The organism is Paraburkholderia ginsengiterrae, assembly GCF_001645125.1.
GTDB lineage: Bacteria > Pseudomonadota > Gammaproteobacteria > Burkholderiales > Burkholderiaceae > Paraburkholderia > Paraburkholderia ginsengiterrae.
Genome location: NZ_LXKA01000356.1, coordinates 19,070 through 28,537, shown reverse-complemented (window position 1 = coordinate 28,537; position 9,468 = coordinate 19,070). Strand labels below are relative to the sequence as shown.

Sequence of the window (9,468 nt, the reverse complement as noted above, 5' to 3'; positions counted from 1 at the left end):
CAACGAAGCCGCTGGCTGGCCGTTCGCGGTAATCGCACCAGCGGCCAGCAGCGTATCGAGATCCGCATCTGCGCCGGGCTGCCCGGCGTGAACGAAACCGTCAAGAACGATGAAGAAGAGAGCGTGATCCCGTACTTGCTCTTGATCAGTGCCGCAACCGCCGCCTCGGCATTCAAAATCACCGTGCTATTCGACAGTGCGTTCTGATACGAGGCGTTAGAATTAATCCCCGCCAGCAACCCGCTTACAGTTGTGCCCAATTGCGCCGCGATGTAATCCAGCAACAATTCCGTCAGCGGCGTCACGTTGTACGTACCTGTACCGGCCGCAATTGAGTGAATCGTGATCGCACCACCGGTCGCCGTAATCGTGCAAGGAGCATCAAACGCGAACGTCGCCGAGTATGCGCCGTTGGAGTTAGCCGTCGCACTACCCGAACCGTTCTTGCACGTCAGCGTGATGCTCGCGTTCGGCAGTGCCGCTCCGACAGCGGCCGTACCGCTCACCGTCCCGACCGGCGATCCGCCGCTATTGGTTCCGCCACCGCATGCGACCAGCGCACTGGCCGCAAGCACTATCGATCCGAACTGCAGCGTGCGCACCGTCGCGCCGTTTAGAAGCTTCATCGCCTATCTCCAAAGAAAGTCATTCACAGTTGACCGGCACCAATGCCCGTCCATCGCTCACACCCTGAAAGCCATTTCCGCAAACCCCATGTGAAAGTGCAGCGCCCGTCGATATTGCAGGGACATTCACTTGCGGCTTCGTCGCATCACTACCAGGTCGCCCATAGCGCAGATACGCATCACGCATCCGGTAAAGCTGGGTCGAGAAGTACTCGCCGCTAAAGCGGCCCTGATTCAGCAGGAACTGCTGCGTGCTATACGGAAAGGCCATGTTCTCCGCCGCACTGGTCGCCAGGTAATTCGTCGATCCAACCTTGGTGCGGAAATCGAGCCCGAACTGTTCCGATCCGTATACCTGACTGATCCCGGGCTTCATGCCCTGGCGCAACGTCAGCGGGAAGCTGATTGCGGCGCCCACGAACGTGCCCTGCCCACTATGCTCGCCATGCACGCTCACCGATACGTCGTCGAACCACCGCGTCAGTGTTGCAACCGGCCCCTTGTCGCCACCAACAAAGCGCGCTACGCCCGCTTCGATCCACAGCTTCCAGGACGGCTGCACCCAGCGGTAAGTCAGTTCGGCATTCTTTTCACTCGGTAATTGGTCATGGCCCGGTTCATGGTGCAAATAGGCCAGCCGCAAGCGGATCAGGTCGGGGCGCCCCGGCACGAACATCGTTGTTTCGTTTTGCACGCCCACATACGAGTAGTCGAACTTGCCGATCGAGGCGACGTTGAATACCTGCGGCACGATCCAGAAGCTTTGTGCCAATGCGACCGCATTCAGGCCGCCACGCAAACGGACATCGCTAAACACGCGACCTTCGTCCATGTTCTTGGTGTTGTAGATCGGTGCGATGTAACTCGCGTACAACTCCGCGCCACGCCAAAGTGGTACGAACCCTTCAATGTTGGCGCCAACCGAGACGTCGAAGTTGCCGTACTCAGTGCCGTACAGGTAACTGAGGACCGGCTCGATCTGGATGCGCGTCAACCCATGCGTGTGCTCGTTGCCATGCCATGAGATCGAGTCCGCGTCGTAGGTCGGACGCGTGCGCATCGTCATCGATGCGCTTGCAGCCGTTGGTGCGCCGCCCTCAACGAACTGCGCGAATGCATCACGATCGACAATGACCTCGCCCAACGGCTCATTGGCCTTCTTGATGACCACGTGAATCTTGTCAGTGCCGTGCGGCGCACTCACACTCGCCACGCCCAGCACAATGCCGAGGGCGTCAGCTTCATTCTGGTTGTAGCGATGGTTCTCGTACTCGACCACCAGATCACGACCGCTCATTCCCACGCGTACACGCTCGAGGCCAGCGGCAAAAAGTTGAGCGGCGATTTCGTCGAGCGAGGAAGTATTCAGGGCTTCCGGAATAGAAGGCGCCGGAGCATCCGATAATTTCGACGCCGTCACGTCACTCAGCATCACCGACGCATACGACTGCAGCGGGGGCACATACATAATCGGTGGAGCGGCGAGCGCACTGTTGTTACTGGTGACAGCGCGCGTGTCCATCGGTTGCAGGCTGGCGAGGCGGATTGGGCCGTCATCGTCGGCATCCGCGGTGTGAGCGACCGGCACCTGCGGGCCCTCGCACAAACCGTCGGCACAACGCGCACTGCTGAAGCGTTTGCCCAGCGGAATCTGGATGCCCACCGAGAACGATGTGCGTGGCGACACCCCATTCGTCGATCGGACCGAGCGCACGAACGTACCGATTACGTTCGCATCGGCAAGCCAGCTAATCCGCGGAGACTGATAACGCACGCCGGCATAGGGCGTTTTCGAATCGTCTTCTGCTAGCAGCGACAATCCGGTGTTCCATAGCGAGACCTGAGCGCCGCCGAATGGACCGTCGAGGCGATCACCCTGCCCGTACCCGGCAGTCAACGTCACCGGCCCAAATGCTTGCGATACCACGCCGTATTTCGAGCGGAAGAAATGCGTCTGGCCGCCAATGTCGCTAATACCGAACGCAATGCTTGGCTGATACTTGAAGAACTTCGGAACTTCGACTTTGACGTCAGCCATCAAGTGGCGAAACAGGAAGTGGTCGGCGCCGCTGAATGGTGCCCGGACATTGGCGGGATAATTGGCGAGTCCGCCGGACACCTCGACATAAGGAAGCAAACCCACCGAACCCCAGTACATCTGCGCGCCCGTCGCCTGCTTTCCATAGCGCGGCTCAAGGTAATTGTTGTACTGCGTTTCTATTGTTCCTTCGGGCAGTGCAAATGCATACGGAATCACCAACCCACCCGCCTGACCGAGCGCATTGAGCGCGGGGTCAGCCGCCTGCGCCGACGCGGTGAATGCGAAAACCGCAGCGAGCGCCAGTGCCCTTGGTGCCGAGCGTGGCAATTGTCCGCGCAATTTCATAGCCATATTTGTTATTTTGTGCAGGTGTCAGTAAGCATTGCTATCTGTGCCCGTCCGATGGTCGTTCTTCTTTGCTGCCAATAATTCGCCGTATTCATTCTTATCCCCGCGTTGGCCTTTCACGCCAAACGTGCTCGTCGATCTTCTCGACTTGTTTTCGCCTCGGCGGCTAATGTGCCTCGTACTGCAACCACCACGTTTTTTGCGACAACAACATGCCCCCTGCGCGAAGAAGCGCGCATTACAAGTCACCTGGACCTCACTCATCCAGCGCGAAACCAACGATTGAACGTTCCTGAACGACGATGGGGGATTTCCTGCATGCCGCTCGCACCCACCTAACATGGGCAGTCAAGCAAAACGCAGTCACGACCAGATCTGGACAGAAGACCAGACCGCTTGTGCGTTGAGGAGATCAACCTCATCCCCTCTACCAGGCCAGTTGCTGATTCGAACGTCACCGCTTACTGCTTGTCTTGTGTCTGTTGTGCACTGCGCAGCCTTAAAAGCAGCAAGCATGCCAATCGACAGACTCTCCTCACGCATTGCCATAGAGCCTTCCGTAACCTGTTGTTATATATGCGTTTATGCACGAGAAGAACTGCCGGCAAGGCAAAAAGCAAACCGAGAAGTGCGTCGGGTAACGACCGCGTAACGTAACGCCGCCCGTAACGACTCGGCCCGTCGGACTCGTTTGAAAGCAAAACAGACCCTGGAGCAAAGCGATTCGAATCTGGTACAACTGAGGTTTGCGCCGCCGCAGTCTTGAGCAGCGACAGCGCCTAGTGGAATCCAGATCCTTAACGTCAGCACCTTGACGTGCCCGTTTTGTTGGAGTGATTGATGGCCGAGGCTTACCTGCAAGTGATAGCGCATTATTTCGTCAAACCTGGCAACGGCGATGCGATTGTGAAACCGCTCACGGAACTCGCCGCGGCTACTCGCGCGGAACCTAAAAATCTCTACTACGAGCTCTTTCGCTCACCGCTCGATCCGGATCACTTCGTGATTCTGGAGCAGTACAGCAGCGCTGACGGGCTCGCCGAGCACCGCGAGACAGAGCATTTCCAGCACCTCGGATTCGGCACCATCATTCCGCTGCTCGACCGGCGCGAAGTCGCGAGCCATATGTTTCCGGGAGACGCTGCATGACGAACGCATTCCGCTTTCAAACGGTACCAACGCTCGTTGCCGAGTACGGCGCGGCACGCCGCCTCGGCGCTTTGATGCGAGCGCAATTTCCTGCGGCGACGCGGCTGTGCGTCGTCACGGATGGTTTTCTGCACAAGAGCGGGCTGCTCAATCCCGCACTCGCCGATCTGGCGGCGCACGGCTGGGCGCTCACCGTCATCGACGACGTGATCGCCGATCCGCCCGAACATATCGTGCTCGAAGCGACGGCGCGCGCACGGGCAGCCAGTGCCGAAATCGTGCTGGGACTCGGCGGCGGCTCGTCGATGGATGTCGCGAAACTGATCGCCGTGCTCGCGCCGCAGCAGGAGCAGGCGCTTGGCGAGATGTATGGCGTGAACAAGATCACCGTGTCGCGCCTGCCGCTCGTGCAGATGCCGACCACCGCGGGCACCGGCTCCGAAGTCACGGCCGTATCGATCGTGACGGTGGGTGAAGCGAAGAAGATGGGCGTGGTCGCGCCGCAGCTGATCGCGGACCTGGCGATCCTGGACGCGGAACTCACACTGGGTCTGCCCGTTGCCGCCACCGCGGCGACCGGTATCGACGCCATGGTGCATGCGATCGAGGCGTACACGTCCGCCCATTTGAAGAATCCCGTGTCCGATATGCTGGCGGTGAAGGCGCTCGAGTTGCTGTCGCGCAACCTGTTGCCCGCCTGCGAGGACGGCAGCAACCGCGCGGCGCGCGAAGCGATGCTGCTCGGCGCAACCTTCGCGGGCCAGGCGTTTGCCAATTCGCCGGTCGCCGCAGTCCACGCGCTGGCATATCCGATCGGCGGCATCTATCACGTGCCGCACGGCCTGTCGAACGCGCTCGTGCTGCCGCATGTGCTGCGCTTCAACGCGGAAGCGGCGGCGCCTCTCTACGCGGAACTCGCGGATGTGGTCGTGCCGGGCGTGACCGGCAGCGACGAAAGCAAGACCCAGGCGCTGATCGACCAGCTCGAACAGATGATTGCCGCGACCGCGATTCCGGCACGGCTGCGTGAGGTCGGCATCGAGCGCGACGGCCTCGGGCGAATGGCGAGCGACGCGATGCTTCAAACACGGCTCCTTGTGAACAATCCACGGCCTGTCAGCGAGGCCGATGCACTGGCGATCTATACGGCGGCGTTTTGAAACGGCGTTGAGTCGCGCGTCGACGAGTGCGGGCCGCTGCGGGGCGTTTTGCGTTGTTACGACGCGCCTCTACGTTACGTAGCGCGCCGACGGAACATGAGGTTGCCGCACGGGGGCGACACAGCACTTTTTCGTTTTAAATTCTTGTTTGCGACGATTTCCGTGATACATCCCTCTTCAATTCACCGGATCGGGAGATAATCCACATTTGGCGCGTAACTTGCGGTAATGCCCCTGCCAACAGTCGTTCTACGGGGACATCATGCAAAAACTCGCTTATCGCACAGCCATCGCTGTCGCAACTTCTTCATTACTCGCGCTCTACGGGTGCGGTTCGACGCTCAACACTCCGAATACCGCTGGGCTTGGCGGCGGTGGCTTGGGTGCAACTTCTGGTACCTCTGGTTCGGGTACATCCGGTACGTCGGGCTCGTCCGGTACCTCGGGTACTTCCGGCACCTCGGGCACCTCGGGCACCTCCGGTACCTCGGGCACCTCCGGTACTTCGGGTACTTCCGGCACTTCGGGCACCTCCGGTACTTCGGGCACCTCCGGTACTTCGGGCACCTCCGGTACTTCGGGCACCTCCGGTACCTCGGGTACTTCGGGCACTTCGGGCACTTCCGGCACCTCGGGTACCTCCGGCACTTCGGGCACTTCCGGCACCTCGGGCACTTCCGGCACTTCGGGCACTTCCTCCACCCCGATCGGCACCGTCGTCACGCAAGCCAGCAACCTCATTACCGCTGTCGGCACGACTGTCGCCGATACCGGCAGCAAAATCACCGGCACGTCGATTCCCGGCGTCAACGGCGCAACGACTGCAAACCTCGGCGCTGCCGTCACCAGCCTCGGCAACGGCGTGAGCGTGCTGGGCAACGGCGCCGCCGCCGGCCTCGGCACCCTGGGCAGTTCGGCCAATCCGCTCGGACCGACGCTGACCTCCACGTCCGGCGTCGTGTCCAACGCCGGCGCTGCGGTCACTTCGGTCGGCGGCGTGGTGACGAGTCTCGGCAGCGGACCGCTCGCTCCGCTCTCGCCAGTCACGTCGACATTGGGCAGCGTGGTTGGCGGTGTGGGTACTGGCGTCACCGCACTCGGCTCGGGATTGAACAAGGCGCTCACCAGCGCGCCGGTTCAGCAGATCGAGACGCAGCTCAGCACGGCAATCAACCCGATCACCACAGTTGTTTCGAACACGACGCAGACGATCGGCAACACTACTGGTCTCGGTGCACCGCTGAATGACCTGCTCAGCACGATTGGCAACGGACTCGACAAGGCCGGCGTGAAAGTATCGGGCGCCACCGGCGATCAGGTCGGCAAGGACGGCGGCGGCATCGTGAGCCAGCTGGGCAAGACCGTTACGAGCACCAGTGGATTACTCACCGGCACGACGACCAATCCGCTTGCGCCGATCACGGGCCTGCTTGTGCCGCTCGGCGGACTCGGCGGCACAGGTACCGGGGGCACGGGCGGCGGCACGAATCCGCTCGCACCGATCACCGGCCTGCTTGGTGGACTCGGCGGACTCGGCGGCACAGGTACCGGCGGCACGGGCGGCGGCACTAATCCGCTCGCGCCGATCACCGGCCTGCTTGGCGGACTCGGTGGGCTTGGCGGCGCAGGTACCGGTGGGACGGGCGGCGGCACCAATCCGCTCGCGCCGATCACCGGCTTGCTCGGCGGACTCGGCGGCTCGGGTACAGGTGGCACGGGCGGAACGGGCGGTGGCACGATCGGTCTCCCGCCGCTAACCGGATTGATCGGCAATCTCGGTTCGCTGGGTGGTGCGGCGGGTGGCACGGGTGGAACAGGCAGCGGCGGTACGGGCGGTGCAGGCGGCGCGGCCGGTCTCCTTGCACCGATCACCGGGCTCCTGGGCAAGGCCGGATCGGTAGGCGGCGGCACCGGCACGAGCAACCCGCTCGCGCCAGTCACCTCACTGGTGGGTACGCTGACCTCCGGCGTGACGGGCGCAGCCGGCGGCGGGCAAGGTGGCACGGCCACCAATCCTGTGACGGGTCTCATCAGCGGCTTGACCGGCGGTTCGACGGGCAGCGGCGGTTCGACTAACAAGAACCCGCTCGCACCAGTGACGAACCTGGTGGGCGGCTTGCTCGGCGGCGCCGCAACCGGCAAGTAATCATCAAATAAGCAGTACTTCAGTAAGCGGTCGGGCCTAAAAAAATCAACAGCCCGGCCGCCTTCAATGTCATGACTACGAGGATGACATGAACTCCACCTTCGATACCGTCGCAAGCGTCCACGACCCGAGGCCGCGCTCGGCGACGCCGTTCTCGATCGGTCTGCTCGGCATCGCCGCCGGACTGCTCACACTCTGGCTCGTGCGCGACAGCACCGCGCTGGATGGCGCGACCCGCAGCACTGTCGCCTGCCTCGCGATCATTGTGCCCATCGCGCTCTATGAGTTGTTCGTCGCGCGCGCCTATCTGCGTCCGAGCGCGGGCCTCGCAAGCCGCGCGGAACGACCGCTGAGCATTGCACGCGTCGCTTTGCGGCTGGCAGCGTTAGCTTCGATTTGCGCGGGTATTGGCGCGCTCTATTGGCTGCTTCCCGAATATCACGGTGCGTTCTACAACCCGTTCTGGACACTCATCGGCACGCTCGCGCCCTATGTGCTGATCGCGGCGCCGTTCTATTTTGCGTGGATGGACCGGCACCAGCGCGACGCCGACGACGCGTATCTGCTGTGGGCCCGTCTGTTGTTTCGCGGCGAACGTCCCGCGAACTGGCGGCCCGTGCGCGAAATGCTAGCCAGTTGGATGGTCAAGGCGTTTTTTCTGCCGCTGATGATTGTCTATCTGTCCACGAATGCCGATCACCTCAACGCTTCGCTGACGAGCGCGCTCAGTGCGCCGTTCTCGCTCGCCACGTTCCGCTTCATGTACGACCTGTCGTACGCAATGGACCTGATGTTCGGCACGGTTGGCTACCTGTGCACGCTGCGCATTCTCGACAGCCACGTGCGCAGCGCCGAGCCGACCACGCTGGGCTGGCTCGTTGCATTGATCTGCTATCAGCCGTTCTGGTCGCTGATTTCGAACCAGTACATCCATTACGAAGGCTCGGTGTTCTGGGACAGCTGGCTTATTTCGATGCCGCTTGTGCGAATCGTCTGGGGTGTGGTGATTGTTGCGCTGCTGCTGTGCTATGCACTTTCCACGATCTCATTCGGTTTGCGGTTTTCGAATTTGACCAATCGCGGGATCATTACTTCGGGACCGTATCGCTTTACTAAACATCCCGCGTATATCGCGAAGAATTTGTCGTATTGGATGATCACGGTGCCGTTCGTCGAGCCGCTGGGTTGGCGGGCCGCGGTGACGCATTGTGCTGCGCTTGTGGCGGTGAATCTGCTCTACTTCCTGCGCGCGAAGACCGAGGAAAGGCACTTGATGAACGATCCGGATTATCGGGCGTACGCTGAGTGGATTGCGCGGAATGGGATATTTGCGAAGATTGGTCGGTTGTTTGATTGAGTAAAGAATTGCCAACTTTCATTTATTGAGTTAGCGATTCCTTGTATAGTTAATCTATTCAAGTGAATTGCAATTAGACCGTCTGATAGAAAATAGTTACGCCTATTTTTTGGTTAGCGTTCTTATAGAAATACCCGAGAGATTCTTATTCTCTGGTTGCTACAACTAGATGAGAAGGAAGGAGAGTTACACGGCAAAGAAGCGCGGGCCGAGAGTGCTACCAACACTCACGACCCGCTAACCACAACCAACTTCGAAGGAGTTGACCATGGCTAACACCAATCTTAAACCACGCCGCGCCCGCGTCGAAGAGTGCACGAGAATTTCTGTTGCCCTCGAGCAAGCGCCGGCCTCAAACGACCCGCAGGAACAGCGCAAGCGGGTGACCTTTCCGTGGATGCAGGTCACGGACGACATGCTCGAACAATTAGGCTTTCTACCTGGCGAGCGCGTCATGTTCAGCATCGACCACCGGCACGCTCAGATCCTGATTACGCTTGATCGCGACTACACGATTGGGGGCAAGCCAATGACACCGGAGCAGCTGCGGAAGCGCGATAGAGCTACCCCAGACTGAGTCAACCGCACACGGAAAACCCGGCTACACGCCGGGTTGTTTTTTGGTGGGGGCCCTGCGGAAT

Annotated in this window: 7 protein-coding genes; 5 read left to right on the top strand and 2 right to left on the bottom strand. The window is 60.8% G+C overall.

The genetic code is table 11. The annotated features are described in order from the left end of the window. Together A6V37_RS32320 and A6V37_RS32315 are read right to left on the bottom strand one after the other, a co-directional pair. Positions 1-602 (bottom strand): hypothetical protein (locus A6V37_RS32320; protein ID WP_244174065.1); only part of this gene is annotated, 602 nt, incomplete at its 3' end. Positions 603-645: 43 nt separating this feature from the next. Continuing rightward, positions 646-3,018: a YjbH domain-containing protein gene (locus A6V37_RS32315; RefSeq protein WP_064270695.1), complete on the bottom strand. Its 2,373-nt coding sequence runs from the start codon at positions 3,016-3,018 to the stop codon at positions 646-648. Positions 3,019-3,855: 837 nt separating this feature from the next. On the opposite strand from A6V37_RS32315, the gene A6V37_RS32310 reads away from it, so the two are divergent. The 5 genes from A6V37_RS32310 (at position 3,856) to A6V37_RS32285 (ending at position 9,404) form a co-directional block, all read left to right on the top strand. Continuing rightward, positions 3,856-4,164: a putative quinol monooxygenase gene (locus tag A6V37_RS32310; protein ID WP_064270696.1), complete on the top strand. Its 309-nt coding sequence runs from the start codon at positions 3,856-3,858 to the stop codon at positions 4,162-4,164. Continuing rightward, the gene (locus A6V37_RS32305; protein WP_064286736.1) at positions 4,161-5,324 is read left to right on the top strand and encodes an iron-containing alcohol dehydrogenase; all 1,164 of its coding nucleotides are present in this window, start codon (positions 4,161-4,163) and stop codon (positions 5,322-5,324) included. The genes A6V37_RS32310 and A6V37_RS32305 overlap by 4 nt, the downstream gene beginning before the upstream one ends. Before the next feature lie 262 nt (positions 5,325-5,586). Further along, entirely contained in the window at positions 5,587-7,470 is a 1,884-nt protein-coding gene (locus A6V37_RS32295) for a collagen-like triple helix repeat-containing protein (RefSeq protein ID WP_075643595.1), read from the top strand. A gap of 88 nt (positions 7,471-7,558) precedes the next feature. Next, positions 7,559-8,827, top strand: a complete 1,269-nt coding sequence (locus tag A6V37_RS32290) for an isoprenylcysteine carboxylmethyltransferase family protein (protein ID WP_064270701.1) — start codon at positions 7,559-7,561, stop codon at positions 8,825-8,827. A gap of 268 nt (positions 8,828-9,095) precedes the next feature. Next, positions 9,096-9,404, top strand: coding sequence for a hypothetical protein (locus A6V37_RS32285; protein ID WP_064270702.1), 309 nt, complete (start codon positions 9,096-9,098; stop codon positions 9,402-9,404). Positions 9,405-9,468 lie beyond the last annotated feature (64 nt).

Bases quoted from the DNA above. Each gene is read 5' to 3' on its own strand.
- A6V37_RS32315 (WP_064270695.1), bottom strand. From the start codon at position 3,018: ATGGCTATGAAATTGCGCGGACAATTGCCACGCTCGGCACCAAGGGCA.
- A6V37_RS32310 (WP_064270696.1), top strand. From the start codon at position 3,856: ATGGCCGAGGCTTACCTGCAAGTGATAGCGCATTATTTCGTCAAACCT.
- A6V37_RS32305 (WP_064286736.1), top strand. From the start codon at position 4,161: ATGACGAACGCATTCCGCTTTCAAACGGTACCAACGCTCGTTGCCGAG.
- A6V37_RS32295 (WP_075643595.1), top strand. From the start codon at position 5,587: ATGCAAAAACTCGCTTATCGCACAGCCATCGCTGTCGCAACTTCTTCA.
- A6V37_RS32290 (WP_064270701.1), top strand. From the start codon at position 7,559: ATGAACTCCACCTTCGATACCGTCGCAAGCGTCCACGACCCGAGGCCG.
- A6V37_RS32285 (WP_064270702.1), top strand. From the start codon at position 9,096: ATGGCTAACACCAATCTTAAACCACGCCGCGCCCGCGTCGAAGAGTGC.